This is a genomic window from Nocardia amamiensis, assembly GCF_015477605.1.
Classification (GTDB): Bacteria; Actinomycetota; Actinomycetes; order Mycobacteriales; family Mycobacteriaceae; genus Nocardia; species Nocardia amamiensis_A.
In genome coordinates, this window is record NZ_JADLQX010000046.1 from 1 (window position 1) to 15078 (window position 15078).

The 15078-nt window shown below is 67.4% G+C and carries 18 protein-coding genes; 6 read left to right on the forward strand and 12 right to left on the reverse strand.

What is annotated here, in order from left to right; all coding sequences use genetic code 11:
• Positions 1–925: MFS transporter (locus IU459_RS34005; protein ID WP_324199133.1), on the reverse strand; the 925-nt coding region annotated here is incomplete at its 3' end.
• A 519-nt stretch (positions 926–1444) separates the two neighbouring features.
• Positions 1445–2455, reverse strand: a complete 1011-nt coding sequence (locus IU459_RS34010; protein WP_195133707.1) for an aldo/keto reductase — start codon at positions 2453–2455, stop codon at positions 1445–1447.
• Positions 2456–2555: 100 nt separating this feature from the next.
• Between IU459_RS34010 and IU459_RS34015 the strand changes: the two genes are divergently transcribed.
• Entirely contained in the window at positions 2556–3410 is an 855-nt protein-coding gene (locus IU459_RS34015; protein WP_195133708.1) for a helix-turn-helix transcriptional regulator, read from the forward strand.
• On the opposite strand, the gene IU459_RS34020 is transcribed toward IU459_RS34015, so the two are convergent.
• On the reverse strand, positions 3407–4030 hold the full coding sequence (locus tag IU459_RS34020; RefSeq protein ID WP_195133709.1) for a hypothetical protein: 624 nt from the start codon (positions 4028–4030) through the stop codon (positions 3407–3409). The genes IU459_RS34015 and IU459_RS34020 overlap by 4 nt on opposite strands.
• A 319-nt stretch (positions 4031–4349) precedes the next feature.
• On the opposite strand from IU459_RS34020, the gene IU459_RS34025 reads away from it, so the two are divergent.
• Both IU459_RS34025 and IU459_RS34030 read left to right on the forward strand, forming a co-directional pair.
• Positions 4350–4682, forward strand: a complete 333-nt coding sequence (locus IU459_RS34025) for an ArsR/SmtB family transcription factor (protein ID WP_195133710.1) — start codon at positions 4350–4352, stop codon at positions 4680–4682.
• A gap of 67 nt (positions 4683–4749) precedes the next feature.
• Positions 4750–5226 (forward strand): SRPBCC family protein, encoded by a 477-nt coding sequence (locus IU459_RS34030; RefSeq protein WP_195133711.1) that lies wholly within the window; start codon positions 4750–4752, stop codon positions 5224–5226.
• 54 nt (positions 5227–5280) lie between these two features.
• On the opposite strand, the gene IU459_RS34035 is transcribed toward IU459_RS34030, so the two are convergent.
• The 5 genes from IU459_RS34035 to IU459_RS34055 form a co-directional block, all read right to left on the reverse strand.
• Entirely contained in the window at positions 5281–6270 is a 990-nt protein-coding gene (locus IU459_RS34035) for a pirin family protein (protein ID WP_195133712.1), read from the reverse strand.
• Positions 6267–7058, reverse strand: coding sequence for an N-acetyltransferase (locus tag IU459_RS34040; protein WP_228838903.1), 792 nt, complete (start codon positions 7056–7058; stop codon positions 6267–6269). The genes IU459_RS34035 and IU459_RS34040 overlap by 4 nt, the downstream gene beginning before the upstream one ends.
• A gap of 108 nt (positions 7059–7166) precedes the next feature.
• Positions 7167–7460, reverse strand: a complete 294-nt coding sequence (locus IU459_RS34045) for a putative quinol monooxygenase (protein ID WP_195133714.1) — start codon at positions 7458–7460, stop codon at positions 7167–7169.
• The gene (locus tag IU459_RS34050; RefSeq protein WP_195133715.1) at positions 7448–7933 is read right to left on the reverse strand and encodes a MerR family transcriptional regulator; all 486 of its coding nucleotides are present in this window, start codon (positions 7931–7933) and stop codon (positions 7448–7450) included. Before IU459_RS34050 ends, IU459_RS34045 begins: the two co-directional genes overlap by 13 nt.
• Positions 7934–8368: 435 nt before the next feature.
• The gene (locus tag IU459_RS34055; RefSeq protein WP_195133716.1) at positions 8369–8740 is read right to left on the reverse strand and encodes a glyoxalase superfamily protein; all 372 of its coding nucleotides are present in this window, start codon (positions 8738–8740) and stop codon (positions 8369–8371) included.
• Between the two features lie 58 nt (positions 8741–8798).
• On the opposite strand from IU459_RS34055, the gene IU459_RS34060 reads away from it, so the two are divergent.
• Complete coding sequence (locus IU459_RS34060; protein WP_195133717.1) at positions 8799–9002, forward strand: hypothetical protein; 204 nt, start codon at positions 8799–8801, stop codon at positions 9000–9002.
• Positions 9003–9021: 19 nt separating this feature from the next.
• Here IU459_RS34060 and IU459_RS34065 read toward each other — a convergent pair whose 3' ends face one another.
• Positions 9022–9513, reverse strand: a complete 492-nt coding sequence (locus IU459_RS34065; protein ID WP_195133718.1) for a SixA phosphatase family protein — start codon at positions 9511–9513, stop codon at positions 9022–9024.
• 119 nt (positions 9514–9632) lie between these two features.
• Here IU459_RS34065 and IU459_RS34070 point away from each other — a divergent pair, with 119 nt between their 5' ends.
• On the forward strand, positions 9633–11303 hold the full coding sequence (locus IU459_RS34070) for an FAD-dependent oxidoreductase (protein WP_195133719.1): 1671 nt from the start codon (positions 9633–9635) through the stop codon (positions 11301–11303).
• 187 nt (positions 11304–11490) lie between these two features.
• Here IU459_RS34070 and IU459_RS34075 read toward each other — a convergent pair whose 3' ends face one another.
• The 3 genes from IU459_RS34075 to IU459_RS34085 form a co-directional block, all read right to left on the reverse strand.
• Positions 11491–12282, reverse strand: coding sequence for an acyl-[acyl-carrier-protein] thioesterase (locus IU459_RS34075; RefSeq protein ID WP_195133720.1), 792 nt, complete (start codon positions 12280–12282; stop codon positions 11491–11493).
• A 169-nt stretch (positions 12283–12451) separates the two neighbouring features.
• Entirely contained in the window at positions 12452–13576 is a 1125-nt protein-coding gene (locus IU459_RS34080; protein ID WP_195133721.1) for a transglycosylase SLT domain-containing protein, read from the reverse strand.
• Positions 13573–13905, reverse strand: coding sequence for a type VII secretion target (locus tag IU459_RS34085; protein ID WP_195133722.1), 333 nt, complete (start codon positions 13903–13905; stop codon positions 13573–13575). The genes IU459_RS34080 and IU459_RS34085 overlap by 4 nt, the downstream gene beginning before the upstream one ends.
• 190 nt (positions 13906–14095) lie before the next feature.
• On the opposite strand from IU459_RS34085, the gene IU459_RS34090 reads away from it, so the two are divergent.
• The gene (locus IU459_RS34090; RefSeq protein WP_195133723.1) at positions 14096–15070 is read left to right on the forward strand and encodes an NADPH:quinone oxidoreductase family protein; all 975 of its coding nucleotides are present in this window, start codon (positions 14096–14098) and stop codon (positions 15068–15070) included.
• The last annotated feature ends 8 nt before the right edge of the window (positions 15071–15078 follow it).

The window sequence follows — 15078 nt, forward strand, 5'->3', positions numbered from 1 at the left end:
CGTCATAGAAGTACGTCAGGACCATCGCCTGCGTAAAGAAGATGGCGTTGTACAGGAATGCCTGCGTGACCATCATCGTGAATCCGAGAAAGGAACGAGAAGGATAACGGCCGAAGAAGATCCGGGCCATTTGGAAGTAGGAGAGTCGATTCGAGTCGACGATCTCCAGGGCTTTGCGGTCGTCGACCGGAGGAAGCTCGACTCCTTGGCTGCGCAGGCGCGCTTCGATCTCGTCGACGGTCCGCTCGGCTTCGGCAGCGCGCCCGTGCGTGAGCAGCCAGCGCGGGCTTTCCGGGATGTGCCTGCGCAGGAAGATGATGACGAGCCCGAGGACCGGCCCGATGAAGAAGCCGATCCGCCATCCCCAGTGGGTCGGGATGAAGTTCTCGTTGTACAGGAACAGACTGGCCACCGCGCCCAACGCCGCGCCGCCCCAGTAGGTGCCGTTGATCGCTATGTCGACCCGGCCTCGATATTTCGACGGCATGATCTCGTCTATCGCCGAGTTGATCGCCGTGTACTCGCCGCCGATTCCGGTTCCGGCGATGAAGCGGAACAGGTACAGCGACCAGCTGTTCCAGGAGAAACCGGCTAATCCGCTGCCGATGAGATAAATCGCCAGGGTCAGGATGAACAGCTTCTTACGGCCGAGTCTGTCGGTGAGTCGACCGAAGAAGAGTGCGCCGACGACCTGGCCGGCCAGGTACCACGAGGCCGCCGCGCCTACCTGGCCGCTGGTCAGATTCAGGGCTTCAATGCTCTGCAGCGGGCCGCTCATGCTGCTGACGATCTGGATCTCGATCCCGTCGAGGATCCAGGACACACCCAGCCCCACCACGATGAGCCAATGGAATCTGGTCCACGGAAGCCGGTCCATCCGGGCCGGAACCAGGCTTCGAATGGTTTCTCTTTGCGCCGTCGACACCCTCGATCACCTCGTTTTCGAGAAGGCACGTGTGCCTGAAGTCGTGCTGCCTGCCGCCGCTGGTTCACCGGCCATCGCTGCCGGCCGCGACCACGACGAACCGCGGCCCCGGAACCGTGGGATGACCGTCGTCAGACGTAATCGGCGTCGACCAGGTCGCGGCGCGCTGCACGACGCAGGGCGCCCGGCCAGCTGGGTCGCAGGCCTTGGAGCAGCGTGGACATGAGCATGATCGCGCCTGGACAGGTGCACTGCGGTCGCTCCTCACCGCCCAAGCGGAACTGGGTTGCGCTCGGGTTACGTAGACGTTGACTCGCTGTGAATTGTGCCACTATTCAACGGCTCAATAAAGTGTGGCGCACATGTCAACTACGTCCGGCTCCGGCGAAAGTCACACTGTGCCAATCGAGTTGACCACGCCCGGACCTTGGCGGCGCGTCGCTGACCTGGAGTTCGGAGACGAGGGGAGGTCGCGTGAGCTGTGGAGCGCGGCCCGAAATCCGCGCTCCACTTGTCATTTCAGCGCTCGCTGTCGAGCATCGCCATCTGTGCGGTTGCGTAGCGCTCTCCGGCGACTCGCTCGGCCGGCACGGCCGACTCGATGGCGGACAGTTCGCCAGCGGTGAGTGAGATGTCCAGCGCGCTTGCGGTTTCCGACCAGCGTGTGCGTTTGCGAGCGCCGATGACCGGCACGATGTCGTCGCCGCGGGTCAGCGCCCAGGCGATGGCCAGTTGCGCGACCGAGACGTCCCTGCGTGAGGCGATCTCGCCCAGCGCGCGGACCAGTTCGAGATTGCGGTCCAGGTTCTCGCCTTGGAAGCGCGGGCTGTGCGCGCGGAAATCGTTGGCTTCGAAGGTGGTACCGGGCCGGATCGAGTCGCTGAGCAGGCCGCGGGATAGCACGCCGTAGGCGGTGATGCCGATGCCGAGTTCTCGGCAGACCGGAAGAATCTCCGCCTCGATGCCGCGCGAGATCAGCGAGTATTCGATCTGCAGATCCGAGATCGGGTGGACGGCGGCGGCGCGGCGGATGGTTTCCACCCCGACCTCGGACAATCCGATATGGCGGACATATCCCGCCTCGATCAGCTCGGCGATGGCGCCGACGGTGTCCTCGATCGGGACGTTCGGGTCGAGCCGGGCGGGCCGGTAGATGTCGACGTAGTCGACGCCGAGCCGTTGCAAGCTGTAGCCCAGGAAGTTGCGCAGCGCTTCCGGACGGTTGTCCACACCGCCCCAGGTGCCGCCGGGACCGCGCAGCGCGCCGAATTTCACGCTCAGCACCACGTCCTCGCGTGGGCGTTCGGTGATGGCCCTGCCGATCAGCATCTCGTTGTGTCCGGCGCCGTAGAAATCGCCGGTATCGATCAGGTTGACGCCGGAATCCAGCGCCGCGTGGATGGTCGCGGTGGACTCGGCGTCGTCGGCGGCGCCGTACATGCCGGACATGCCCATCGCGCCGAGGCCGATGCGGCGCACCGTGGGGCCGGTCGCCCCGAGTCGTACTTCTTTGCTCGTCTTTGTCGTCATAGGACCAGCGTGAGATCCGCGGACCCGGTGCGGGAGAGATCGTTTATCGGGGGAGCGGCGATCCCTGGCTGAGGCAGGCGTTCGGGAGGACAGTGGTGGCATGGACCGCGCCGAGCTCGCCGATTTCCTGCGCCGCCGCCGTGAGCAGCTCACGCCCGCCGACGTGGGGTTGCCGCCGGGCGTGCGCCGCCGCACGCCCGGCCTGCGCCGCGACGAGGTCGCGCTGCTGGCGGGCATGTCGACCGACTACTACACGCGTTTGGAGCAATCACGCGGCCCGCGTCCGTCCACTCAGGTGCTGGCCGCGCTCGCGCGGGCTCTGCGCTTCACCAGCGACGAACGCGACTACCTCTACCATCTGTGCGACCACGCGCCGTCGGGACGCGAGCCGGCCGACAAACATGTCGGTCCCGGTCTGATGCACCTGCTGGCGAAGCTCGACGACACCGCCGCCACCGTCGTCACCGATCTGGGCGAGGTGCTGGTGCAGAACCGGATGCACACCCTGCTCGTGGGCGATCATGCCGAGCGGCGGGGCTGGGACCGGTACTACGCCTACCGCTGGTTCACCGACATCCCGTCCCGCGCGATCTTCCCGGTGGAGGACTGGGATCGGCTCGGCCGCCAGCACGTCGCCGATCTGCGTGCCACGGCCGCGCGCCGTGCGGGCGACCCCGACGTCGCCGAGTTCATCGCCAAATTGCGTTCCGTGAGTGCGGATTTCGATCGGCTCTGGGACGAACACGAAGTGGCGGTGCGCCTTTCGGATACCAAGCGCATCCTGCATCCGCAGGTCGGCCTGATCGACACCGTGTGCGAAACGCTGCTCACTCCGAACGCCGCGCAGCGCCTGCTGGTCTACCTTCCGCGTCCCGGCACCGACGCGGCCGAGAAACTGGACCTGCTGCGCGTGATCGGGACACAGAAGCTGACCTCCGTCGATCAGCTCGACTAGGGCGCGGTCACGTACTCCAGCGCCGCGTCGACGGCGGGCTGTCCGCCGCCAACGACGAATCCGGCCATCGCGCCGATCGCGGCGCCCGCGACCGCGGCGGCGGGCACCGTGATGAAGTCGAGCACGAACAGCCCGAGCGGGAATCCGAGGACGAAGCCGATGGCCGCACCGATTCCCGCGCCGGCGAGAATCGAAGGCATCGCTTTCTCCGCCTCGGCGTAGAACCGCTCCTGCGCGCTGACGTCGCGCAGCGGTGCGTCGGTCAGGCCGGTCGGTGCGAGGGTGAGCCGATGGCCTGCGTCCTCGACCACCGGGCGCAGTGCCACGCGCTGCTCTCCGATCCGCAGTGCCATCGGCAGCGCGGCGACGATCTTGCCGTCCCGGTCGGCCACCGTCACCACGCGATCGTCGTGGGTGAGCTCGAACGTTCCGTCCTGGAGGGTGGCCACGGCCGCGCGCCGGTCGTCGGTGGCGGCGACCTGGTAGGCGACCTGGTGGAACGAGCCGTTCAAGCCGAGCGGAGCGTCGTCGGGCGCGGGCTGCGCGTGCGCGACAGTTGTCGTGATAGCGGTGGCCGCCAACGCAATCAACGTCGTCGCGGTGAAGTAGGAGATCCTCATCGTGCTCTTTCCGTGTGCCGCCCCCGTGTCCGGTTCGTCCGAAGAACATACCGTCCGGTGGGCATCATCAGAAAGCGGTTCGGGCGCAGCGTTCTTCGATGCGCCCACGCGGAATTGGATGTTGCGCTACCCAACCGGGTTGCCTTATCGGTGCGCCTACTCCTGCCGTGGGTCGGTTCCAGCAGGCTATGCCGTTGACGGGCGCGTGAGGCGGCCTCTTCGCGGTGTGTGTTCGTGCTGGGCTCGAGCACGTAGCCATCGACCTCGGCCACGCATTCCCCTCTTGACGTATCGGCAGCGGCGCGCAACACTGAACTAGATGGTTCAGTATGACTTCCTGGATACCTCCTTCGGGGCGCTCGCGGATCCCACCAGGCGCGGGATCCTGGAGCGACTCGGGGTTGGGCCCGCGACCGTCAGTGAGCTGGCCGAGCGCTTCGACATGACGCTGACCGGCGTCAAGAAGCACATCCAGCTGCTGGAGGCGGCGGGCATGGTGGTCACGGAGAAGCGTGGCCGGGTGCGGTACTGCCGGCTCGGCGAGAACGTCTTCGACCGCGAAGTGGCCTGGATGCAGGGCTACCGGCGGATGGTGGAAGCCCGGCTGGATCGTCTCGGTGAATTCCTCGAGCGAACGGAGCAGGAACCATGAGCGAGCGAACAATCAACACGGCCACGTTTGTGGTCATGACCGAGCCGAGCGCCGGCGAGGCGCAGTCATGAGCACAACCACGAACGACGCCGTTGTCACAACCGACACCGACCGCACGATCCACGTCGAGCGGATCTTCGACGCCCCGCGCGAGCGGGTGTGGGCCGCCTACAGCCGGATCGAGCTGCTCGCCCAATGGTGGGGGCGCGGCAACAAGCTCGACATCGAGCGGTGGGAATTCCGCCCGGGCGGCCACTGGCGCTTCGTCGAGCACTCCGACGAGGGCACCGACGGTTTCGAAGGACGTTTCCGCGAGATCACCCCGCAGGAGCGCATCGTGTACTCCTTCGAGTGGGACGGCATGCCGGCCTATGTCGCGATCGACCAGGTCAGCTTCGTCGATCTGGGCGACGGCCGCACCAAGGTGGTCACCGACAGCCAGTTCCACACACCTCAGGAACGGGACGGGATGCTCCAGTCCGGCATGGAGGTCGGGCTCAACCAGAGCTACCGCGCGTTGGACGCGCTGCTGGCCCGCGGCTGATCCCGAAACGCGTCCGGCCCCGGTCGTCTCCGCGAGCGGGGCCGGACCACGCGATCAGCCCCTGGCCGGGCCGATGCGGCGCTTGCGCGGCTTGAGGTGCAGCCCCGGCAGCGGCGGTGCGGGAATGCGCTGCTGTGGCGTATGGCCCGCGATGTCGGCGAATCGGCTGACGTCGTGATTCTCCCAGTCCGCGCGGGCCGCGACGATGTCCTCGTGGCTGCGGCCGACGAAGTTCCACCACATCACCAGTTCCTCGCCGAACGGCTCGCCGCCGATCAGCGCGAAGTGAGCGCCCTCCACGCTGCTGATCCGCAGCTCGTCGCGATCGGTGCCCAGGTAGAGCAGGGGGCCGGGACCGAGTTCGTTGCCCGCGATCGTCACTCGGCCCTCGATCACCAGCACCGCATGCTCGAAACGGGTTTCCAGCGGGACGGTGATGTCGGCTCCCGGCTCCACCCGCACATCGGCGCCGACAATGGGCGTGTAGGCGATCGCGGGTGAGGTCACTCCCGCCAGCGAGCCGATCAGCACGATCGCGCTGAGGCCGGGCGCTTGCAGGACGGGCAGCTCGCGATGCTGCTCGAAGTGCGGGTCGATGCCGGTGCGGTCGCCCGGCAGCGCGATCCATAGCTGCAGACCATGCCCGGCGGGCGCGCCGGGGACGGCGTACTCGGAATGGGCGATGCCGCGCCCCGAGGTCATCAGGTTCAGCTGACCCGGTTCGATCTCCACGTCCGAGCCGACCGAGTCGCGGTGCCGGATGCGTCCTTCGAACGGCCAGGTCACCGTCTGCAGGCCGATGTGCGGGTGCGGATTGATATCCGGCGGCGCGTCGGTCTTGGTGACGGTCGGCGAGCCGAAGTGATCGAGGAAGCACCATGCGCCGACCGTCGGCAGATCCCGTTGCGGCAGCACGCGCTCGACGAAGACGCCGCGGACACCGCCGAGCGGCACCTCGCGTGCCGGATACAGCTCCGCGGCCGGTCCGGGACCCGGCGCCGGCTCGCAGAGCGTTTCCGCAGGGCGAGGATCCAGGTCACTCACCGTGTGACGCCTTTGCCGATCACGTGCGTGTCGTACTGAGGATGCTTCTCCAGGTATCCCTTGATGAACGGGCACAGCGGCCGGATCACGCGCTCGCGCTCGATCGTGTCCTCGATCGCGTTCCTCGCCAGGATGGAGCCGAGGCCCTTGCCGGAGAACGCGCCGTCGATCTCGGTGTGGGTGAACACCGTTTCGTCGCCGCGCTCCTCGTATTCGGCGAAGCCCGCCAATTCTCCGCCGTGGAACACCTCGTAGCGATGCCGCTCGTCGTTGCGGACGACTGTGGATTCCGGAGTCGATTCGGTCATGCTTGCCTTCTCCTTCCGAGCGCGGACCGGGTGCCCGCTGAGAATCGAGACGCGGTTGAACGCGCCGATCGTGGTGGCCACCCAGATGACGACGGACAGCTGATCGTCCGTCAGGTACCGGCGAGCGAAAGCGTACTCACGCTCGATGATGCTTTCGTCCGGAAGCGTCGCCGTGACCTCCGCGACCGCGAGCACCGCCCGCTCGAACGGGGTGTACGTGCCGCCGCGCCGCCACCCGGGCAGCACGGAGATCTCCTGCTCGGTCGCTCCAGCCGCGAGTGCGGCCCGGTAGTGCACGTCGAGGCAGTACGCGCAACCGTTGAGCTGGGAGACGCGCAGGTTGATCAGTTCGACGATCCGGCGATCCAGCCCGACCGCGGCGCCCGCGGCCCTGACCTCGCTCGCGACGCTGTTGAGCGCGCGGAATGCGGCCGGGGTCCGCTTGTCGATCCAGACGCGATCGTGCGTATCGGGCTTCATATTCATGGGATGTTAGCCGCTCTCGGTGAACCCGAACCGGCCGGATCGCCGATAAGTGGACTCCGGTCCGGGTGCTCCGGCGCACGGCCGCGGACCGCCGCGCCTCGATCACTCGATCTCAGTGAACCGCCGCAGCTCGAACGGCTCGGCCAGGATCTCCGCCAATGCCGCCGCGCAGGCCTCCAGATGCGGTGTCCGGAAGTGCGTCGCGAGGGCGTCCGCGTCGATCCACTCCTCCAGCAACACCATCCGGCGCGGGTCGGTGGGATGCAGATACAGCTGGTAGCCGACGCAGCCTTCCTCCGCGAGCGTCGGTTCGATCATTCCCTGCAGCACATCCTTCAGCTCGGCTTCGCGACCAGGCTTGGCGGTGAAGCGGACATTGAGCGTCAAGGTCGACATATACATCTCCCGGTCTCGGTTGCGCTGATCCCTTCGCTGTCGTGCGCGGTGCCCGCGGTCGGCTGGACCTCATGGGCTTTGCCCTCGTACAGGGTGATCTTGTAATCCAGCACGGCCAGGGTCTGACGAAGTTCATCGATCTTGGCGAGCACCTCGGCGCGCGTGTTCCGGAACATCTCCAGCCGCTGCGGGAAGGTGGATTCCCCCGCGCGCACCAGCTCGGCGTAGCGAACCATGTCCGCCACCGACATGCCCGTAGTGCGCAGCCGGCCGATCAGCGCCAGCCATTCCAGATCGCGATCACTGAACCGGCGCTTGCCCGTGTGATCCCTCCCGATGTAATCCATCAACCCGATCCGCTCGTACCAGCGCAACGTGTCCCGGCTCAGCCCGGACCGCTCGGCCACCTCGCCGATCGAATACCGCGGCTGCTCCCGATCGCTCACGCCCTCGTGCAGTGCGGTTTCACTCACGACTGCGCCTCGCTGACGCTCGGCTCCGTCGTGCGCGAGGCCGCGCTGTGTTCTCGGTTCACTCGCTGACGCTCGCTCACGACTGCGCCTCGCTGACGCTCGGCTCCGTCGTGCGCGAGGGCGCGCTGTGTTCTCGGTTCACTCGCTGACGCTCGCTCATTGTGCTCGCCTTTCCGGTTGAACACCGACGACGCTAGTCACCTGGAGTGCGCTCCAAGCAAGCTCTGTCCAATCTGCAGCGCCTGCGGCGCCGCGAACGGGCAATGCTCGGTCTGGATTCGCTCGAAATCGGGGTCGGTGTGGTTGCGTGGGCGAAATGCGCTCAGGTGAAGCAGTGGCCACCTGGAGACCGCCCTACGGTGCGGTCGGCGACATGTGCCCCAGCTGGCTCACCGCCCGGTCGGCGTGTTCCGGGCGGTGAGATGGTTGCGCTGGTCAGCTGCTGTAGTCGGGCAATTGCTGGACGGCCCACTTGTTGCCGTCCGGGTCGGAGAAGAAGGTGAACAGGCCCCAGCCGAGGTCCTCGACCGGCGTGGCGTCGACACCCGCGGCGATCAGCTGCTGATACGCCTCTTCCGCGCTGGCGACCACCATCTGCATGCCCTCGACGCTGCCGGGCGCGGCCTCGGTGATGCCCTCACCGAGGCAGATCGAGCAACCCGAACCGGGCGGGGTGAGCTGAACGAAGCGCAGATTCTCGTTCACCCGGTGGTCGTGGTCGGCGTTGAAGCCGATCTTGGTGTAGAAGTCCTTGGCGCGGTCGACGTCGGTCACCGGAATCGCGACGAGCTCGATTTTCCAATCCATTCGCCGAGCATTCCACCGCCTGCCGACAAAGTCCCGGCTTGCGGCCTACCCTGGGAACATGCCTGGAAAGGACATCGATCGCATCAGGGCCCGTTCGGCCTGGGCGACGGTCAAGGAAAGCCCCGTGATCACCGCCATCGCGGTCGCGCCGTTCGCGCTCGCGCTCGGCGTGGTGTGGTGGCTGTTCGGCGGTTTCGCCGCGTTCGTTCTGCTGGTCATTCTCGGCGTGGTCGTCGTGGCGGGCGGCAAGTTACTGCGCTGACCGCGCGTTGCCTGCGCGGTCAGCGCGGGATATGGAAGTTGATCAGCTCGCCGGTTCCCGGGTCGACGTCGGCCCACGGGCGGTCGAATCGCAATACCGCGAGTGCCGAAGTCGGGAATTTCCTGCTCAGTTCCACGGCAGGCGCGCCGTCGTGGTTGCTCGCCAATTCCCACGCCGTCCACGGCATGCCCGGCGCGTGCCCGATCACCAGCAGCGTCGCCACCTCGTCATCGCTGAGCTGGATCAGCTCGATGAGCGTCTCGGGCGCCGCCTCGTAAATCGCGGAGTCGAATACGACCGGCGCGGTGATCCTGGTGGCGGCCAGCGTCTCCCTGGTGCGCGTGGCGGTGGAGCAGCGCACGGCATCGATCGACGGCTGAGTCGCGCGCAGCCACTGACCTGCCAGTCCGGCCTCGCGCCGTCCCCGCGGCGCCAGCGGGCGCTCGTGATCGTCTACACCATCCGGATAGGCCGACTTACCGTGCCGCATGAGGATCAGAGTCCGCACCATGGGGATACCGTAAGCCCTCCGGGCGAGAGGTCTCGGCCACACTCGAGGCAAACTGAAAGCGGCATCACATCACCCCTTGGGTGGCACAGCCCACGCACATCTTCGAGGATCAGCACAATATGGCCTACGTAATCACGCAGCGTTGTTGCAACGACGCCAGCTGCGTTCCCGAGTGCCCGGTCGACTGCATCCGTCCCACCCCGGACCAGCCGGAGTTCGCGACGACCGAGATGCTCTACATCGACCCCGACACCTGTATCGACTGCGGCGCCTGTGTCGACGCGTGCCCGGTGGAGGCCATCTTCTCCGAGGACGACCTGACCGCCTCGCTGGCGCGGTTCCAGGAGATCAATGCCGCCTATTTCCAACGGCATCCGTTGGAATCGAACTTCGATCCGATCGTCAGTCCCGCGCGTCCACCGAAGGAACTGGGCACGCTGCGCGTCGCGATCGTCGGCGCCGGTCCCGCGGCCTGCTACGCGGCCGACGAACTGCTGCGCAGGGCCGACGTCGAAATCGAGATGTTCGACCGGCTGCCGACCCCCTGGGGCCTGGTCCGGGCCGGTGTCGCTCCCGACCACCCCGGCACCAAGATGGTGTCGAACATGTTCGAGTCCGCGTTCCGCCGCGAGACCCTGCAGTACTACCTGAATGTCGAAGTAGGCACGCATATCTCACACGAGGAATTGCAGCGCCACCACCACGCCGTGATCTACGCGGTCGGCGCCTCGTCCGACCGCCGGATGGGTATCCCCGGTGAGGACCTGCCTGGCAGCCATTCCGCCACCGAGTTCGTCGCCTGGTACAACGGCCACCCCGACTACGCCGACCGGACCTTCGACCTGTCCGGCGAGCGGGCCGTGATCGTCGGCAACGGCAACGTCGCGCTGGACGTGGCGCGCGTGCTGACTGTCGGCCCCGACGAGCTCGCCAAGACCGACATCGCCGACTACGCGCTGGATGCCTTGCGGCAGAGCAATATTCGCGAGGTCGTCGTGCTCGGCAGGCGCGGTCCGCTGCAGGCGGCCTACACCTCCTCGGAGTTCCTCGCCCTCGCCCACCTGAAGGGCGTCGATGTGGTCGTGGACGGGGCCGACCTGGAGCTCGACCACGTCGGCCAGGCGATCGTGGACGACCCGGAAATCGAGCCGTCGCTGGGCTTGAAGTACACGCTTGCCAAGGAATACGCGGCCGGTAGCCGTGCCGAGGGCAACAAGCGGATCGTGTTCCGCTACCTGGGCTCGCCCGCCGCGCTGACCGGCGCCGACCGGGTCGAGTCGGTCGAGATCGTGCACAACGAACTGGTCGACGTGGACGGCCGGCTGGTGGCCAGGCCGACCGACCGCACCGAGACCATCGACGCCACGCTGGTATTGCGGTCCATCGGTTATCGCGGCGAGCCGGTGGCGGGCCTGCCGTTCGACGAGCGGCGCGGCGTCGTGCCCAACGAGAACGGCCGGGTCATCGGCGACGACGGCACGCCGCTGCCCGGTGTGTACGTCAGCGGCTGGATCAAGCGCGGCCCACGCGGCGTCATCGGCTCGAACCGGACCGACTCCGAGGAGACGGTGGAACTGCTCCTCGCCGATTTCACGGCGGGCAAACTCGGTGTGCCGCAGGGCGGCCGCGCCGCGCTGAAGGCGCTGCTGTCCGAGCGCCAGGCCGACCTGGTGGACCGCGCGGGCTGGAAGGCGATCGACCAGGCCGAGAAGGCGGCGGGCAAGACCGCGGGCCGCCCCCGGGTCAAGTTCACCACCCGCGAAGATCTGCTCAAAGCCGCCCGCGGCTGATGCCTCCCAAGGCCGGTCGGATCACTGGAGATCCGACCGGCACGGGCACGTTACGGGACCACTGATTTCGCCAGTACATGGGTAACTCGGTAGGCCCAGAACCCCGCCCGGCACCTGACGCAGGATTTGAACGCAGCCCCGCGTCACCTGACTTGTACGGCTTGAAGATCAGGCGAGGCGGGGGAGCCTAAAGACCCGGAGACGCGGACGGCAGGGGCATGATGCGGACCACGGTGGTGGTGGTGGTCCCGCCGACCAGGAACCATAATCGCAGCACCGGCTGCCCGGTCCGGTCGCCCGGTTCGTATCGGCTGCGCACGGTCACGTGCTGACGTGCCAGCACTGGGGCCACATACTCGATCACCGCCCGGTGCGGTCCCGCGAGCAGTTTGGGATATTCGACCAGGAACTGTTCCACTGCCTGCCAGTAGCAGGCGTTGTTGACGTGGTTGTACTGATCGATGTCGGTGGCGCGCACCGGGAATGGCAGGTCTGTGTCCGACTCCGGCGGTGTGGCGTCGGTCAGATACGGCCGCCACCGCAGGCGGTGTTCGGTGGCGGTGCGGGCCAGGTAAGCCAGGCCTTCGTCGCTGATCCGCGAGGGCATGCCGGTGGACTCGCTGATGTTGATCCAGAAGCCCTCGGTCTCGATCAGGCCGCCGTTCCCGCTGGTGATCCGCACCCGCATATTGGTCCACCGGGTGGACATCGCCGAGCACCACCGCAGCAACCGCACCTCGTCCGGCCACAGAATCGGACGGATGACGTCGATGACCGTCCGGCGGACGATCCAGTTCGGGTCGGTCCGATGGAAGAACGTCTGATACAGGTTTTCCCAGGCGATATCTTGCAGATAGCGGGCGATGGCATCGAACCGCAACCGGTCGTAGGGATCCACATCGCCAGCCCGGACGGGCCACGCCGAAGCAAAGCCCATGCCCTCCTGGGGAAGCGGGGCGAGTGGCTGATCGAGTGACACTTGTGCTCCTCGCGCTGCACGGTGTGCCGCGTTTCTTCATGCGGTGCTGTTGTGACGACTTTACGGGGCGTACGTCACACCCTCGCGTCGAGCCGTCTGTACCTCCTTCATAGTCCGCCCGCGAACACTGGGGCCAGGAACTATCGCGATGGCCCTGTCATCGACCCGATCAATAACCCTGGTACGCGCCGCCCGAGTTCACGGCAGCCACACCGGGAACACCGGCGAGCGAGCCGTAGCGGTCGATCGAGTACCGCACACCGGCGATGATGTTGTCCACCGGGTTCCAGATGTCGTCGTGGCCGGGCGCCTTGTAGGCGTTGAACGTGCTGTCGATGGTCTGCATCAGCCCCTTGGACGGATGCCCGGCCACCCAGTTGCTGTCCCAGCGGTTCTCCGCGTACGGGTTACCCGCGGACTCGTGCTGGATGATCAGTGCGATCGCCCGCTCATCGATGTCTCTGGGGTCGTAGCCCATCGCGATGAGCTTCTGCTTGGCCTCCGCGATCCAGCGCGCGACATCGCCGCTCGGCAGCGGCCCGGTCGGCGCGGATGGGCCCGGCCCACCGTGGTGCGGCGTGCCCGACGACGTGCCGTACGGCGATCCCGAATCGCCGTGGTGTCCGGACATCAGCTGACTCGGCCGGTTCGACGACTGATCGGCGACCGGTGGACCCGAAGTACTCGCCGGTGCGGTCGCGGCGGGTGCGGGCACGTTCGAGCTGGGCTCGCCGAGGCCGGCGAACGCCGCCTCCAGCTTGCCGACCGCGCCCTCCACCTGTGTTCTCGCCTGGTCGGCCACGTCGTGCGCGGTTTTCAGCGCGTTGGTCAGCTCCCAGGTCCGGGAGGCCGCCTGCAGCGCCTCCTGGAAGACCAGGCCCTCCACGTCGGCCTTGTTCGCGTGCTCGCGGAGGTAGGCGATTCGTCCCTTGGCGTCCACAGCGCCGTTGGCCGCGACCTCGAAGGGTGGGGTCTGGTTTAGCGCGTCGTCGCGCAGACGCAGCACCTTGGCTTTTGCCTCGGTGAGGTTCTGCACCTGGGCGGTGAGGGCGGTTTTCAGCTCCAGCAGTGCGGCGCTCACCGCCGATGCGCGGGTCTTCTCGGTCTGCATCCGGGCGTTCGCGGCGTCGCCGGCGGAGCCGGACCACTGCTTCGCGTCGCCGAGCGTCCTGGTGTCGTCGACGCCCTTGCCGACCGCGGTGTCCAGACCTTGCGACATGGTTCCGGCGAGTTCACCCGCTGCCGACAGCTGTTCCGGCTGCCAGTTCGCTACGTCGGAGATGGTGAGCGTCATGGCTGCTGCACTCCGATGGCTCGGAGTTTCGCCGCGAAGTCGTCCTCGGCCAGCTCGAACTTGCCCGCCGCGTTGTGCAGGTTGTCGGCGATCGTGGTGAGGCGTGTGCCGATGCGTCCCAGGCAGCGGTGGACGGCGTCGCCCGCGCGCTGAGCCACCGGACCGAATTCGGTGCCGGGCAGCGCCGTCACGGCGGCGGCGAAACCCTCGCCCTCGCCCAGATCGGTGACGGCCGTGGCCTCGGTGCGCAAAGTCTGGGCGAACGACCGCAGCGCCGCCGGATCGACTTGCATCGTCGTCGCAGGTGGCGACTGGTTTCGCTCAACCATGAATCCCCCTTCCCTCCCGACCGACAGGTCGCGGTCAGCATAACAAAATCAGGTGTTCGGAACAGGCTCCCGCGGCAGCGGATTCGGCCCGTCGCAAGGCTGCCGACGGACGCCATCCGGCTGCGCCCGTTATGTTGTCGGTGTGGCGTCGGCGCGGAACCTGCCGTCGCGAGGACAGAGAGGTCGGCTCATGCGCGCAGCCCAGGTGAGCAAGCTGGAAGGACCCGAAGCGGTCGAGATCGTGGACATCCCGGAGCCCGCGCCCTACCCGGGCGGCGTCGTGATCGACGTGCACGCGGCGGGTGTCGCCTTCCCTGACGTGCTGATGACGCGTGGTCTCTACCAGATGAAGCCCGAATTGCCCTTCGTCGTCGGCGGCGAGGTCGCGGGCATCGTGCGGGAGGCACCGGAGGACGCGCACGTGCGGGCAGGCGACCGCGTGGTCGCGCTGACCCTGCTCGGCAACGCCATGGCCGAGACGGCCGTCGTCCCCGCGCAGATGGTTTTCCGGCTGCCGGACAATGTCTCGCTGGAGGCCGGTGCCGGCATCCTGTTCAACGACCTGACCGTGCACTTCTGCCTGCGCACACGAGGCAGGCTGGCCGAAGGGGAGACCGTACTGGTGCACGGCGCCGCAGGCGGCATCGGCACCTCGACGCTCCGGATGGCCGCCGCGCTCGGCGCGGGCCGGGTGATCGCCGTGGTGAGCACGGAAGCGAAGGCCGAAGTGGCCCGCGCGAACGGCGCCACCGACGTGGTGCTGGCCGACGGCTGGCTCGCCGCGGTGCAGGAGTTGACCGGCGGTCGCGGCGTCGACATCGTGCTCGACCCGGTCGGCGGCGACCGCTTCACCGACAGCATTCGCTCGCTCGCCTCCGCGGGCAGGTTGCTCGTGGTCGGCTTCACCGCAGGCGAGATCCCCACCGTCAAGGTCAACCGGCTGCTGCTGAAGAACGTCGAGGTGGTCGGCGCGGCGTGGGGCGAATGGGTGATGTCGCATCCGGGCTATCTGCGGGAGCAGTGGGCCGAGGTGGAGCCGCTGCTGGCCTCCGGCACGATCACGCCGCCGACGCCGGTGCTGTACCCGCTGGACAAGGCCGCCGAAGCGGTTGCCTCGCTGGACAACCGCACCGCCACCGGCAAGGTCGTGGTCACGCTGCGCTGACCGCACGA

Excerpts from the sequence above, each read along its gene's own strand:
- IU459_RS34010 (WP_195133707.1), bottom strand. The coding sequence starts at position 2,455 with ATGACGACAAAGACGAGCAAAGAAGTACGACTCGGGGCGACCGGCCCC.
- IU459_RS34015 (WP_195133708.1), top strand. The coding sequence starts at position 2,556 with ATGGACCGCGCCGAGCTCGCCGATTTCCTGCGCCGCCGCCGTGAGCAG.
- IU459_RS34020 (WP_195133709.1), bottom strand. The coding sequence starts at position 4,030 with ATGAGGATCTCCTACTTCACCGCGACGACGTTGATTGCGTTGGCGGCC.
- IU459_RS34025 (WP_195133710.1), top strand. The coding sequence starts at position 4,350 with ATGGTTCAGTATGACTTCCTGGATACCTCCTTCGGGGCGCTCGCGGAT.
- IU459_RS34030 (WP_195133711.1), top strand. The coding sequence starts at position 4,750 with ATGAGCACAACCACGAACGACGCCGTTGTCACAACCGACACCGACCGC.
- IU459_RS34040 (WP_228838903.1), bottom strand. The coding sequence starts at position 7,058 with ATGAAGCCCGATACGCACGATCGCGTCTGGATCGACAAGCGGACCCCG.
- IU459_RS34045 (WP_195133714.1), bottom strand. The coding sequence starts at position 7,460 with ATGTCGACCTTGACGCTCAATGTCCGCTTCACCGCCAAGCCTGGTCGC.
- IU459_RS34055 (WP_195133716.1), bottom strand. The coding sequence starts at position 8,740 with ATGGATTGGAAAATCGAGCTCGTCGCGATTCCGGTGACCGACGTCGAC.
- IU459_RS34060 (WP_195133717.1), top strand. The coding sequence starts at position 8,799 with ATGCCTGGAAAGGACATCGATCGCATCAGGGCCCGTTCGGCCTGGGCG.
- IU459_RS34065 (WP_195133718.1), bottom strand. The coding sequence starts at position 9,513 with ATGGTGCGGACTCTGATCCTCATGCGGCACGGTAAGTCGGCCTATCCG.
- IU459_RS34070 (WP_195133719.1), top strand. The coding sequence starts at position 9,633 with ATGGCCTACGTAATCACGCAGCGTTGTTGCAACGACGCCAGCTGCGTT.
- IU459_RS34080 (WP_195133721.1), bottom strand. The coding sequence starts at position 13,576 with ATGACGCTCACCATCTCCGACGTAGCGAACTGGCAGCCGGAACAGCTG.
- IU459_RS34085 (WP_195133722.1), bottom strand. The coding sequence starts at position 13,905 with ATGGTTGAGCGAAACCAGTCGCCACCTGCGACGACGATGCAAGTCGAT.
- IU459_RS34090 (WP_195133723.1), top strand. The coding sequence starts at position 14,096 with ATGCGCGCAGCCCAGGTGAGCAAGCTGGAAGGACCCGAAGCGGTCGAG.